Annotated in this window: 1 protein-coding gene; it reads right to left on the bottom strand. The window is 58.0% G+C overall.

What is annotated here, in order from left to right; translation table 11 throughout:
- On the bottom strand, nt 1–419 hold a 419-nt coding region (locus tag I6F16_RS37660), incomplete at both ends, for an isochorismatase family protein (protein WP_225174797.1).

Below are 419 nucleotides of genomic sequence, written 5' to 3'. Positions count from 1 at the left end.
GGGCGTCTAGAGCCGTGTCTTTGACGCAGTGGGACAGAGCCAAGCCGACGATGTCGACAGCCTCGATTCCGCGATCACGCAATACCGTCTCGAGAATTGACCCGTCCTCGGTAGTTCCTTCGAAACCGGAATAGGCCGCAGCGTATTGGCCTTTCTTAACCCGTGCGCCGACAGGAATCTTAGCGATCGCCGGATGAATCTCAGCTTCGTCGGTGCCAACAACTCCATGTGGCGGCCAGGAGTCCACAAAGTCGGGGTTGTTGGAGAAATGGTTACCGGGATCAATATGCCAATCCTGAGTGGTGACGACCATGTCGTAACAATTGTGGTGGGTTGGGATATACGTCGCGATCCGCTCGGCGCAGGCATTGCCACCCGTGACAGCCAGAGCGCCTCCCTCGCAGAAGGTCGGCTGGACG

This window comes from Bradyrhizobium sp. IC4060, from assembly GCF_020193715.1.
Classification (GTDB): Bacteria; Pseudomonadota; Alphaproteobacteria; order Rhizobiales; family Xanthobacteraceae; genus Bradyrhizobium; species Bradyrhizobium yuanmingense.
This window is presented reverse-complemented; position numbering and strand designations above follow the sequence as displayed.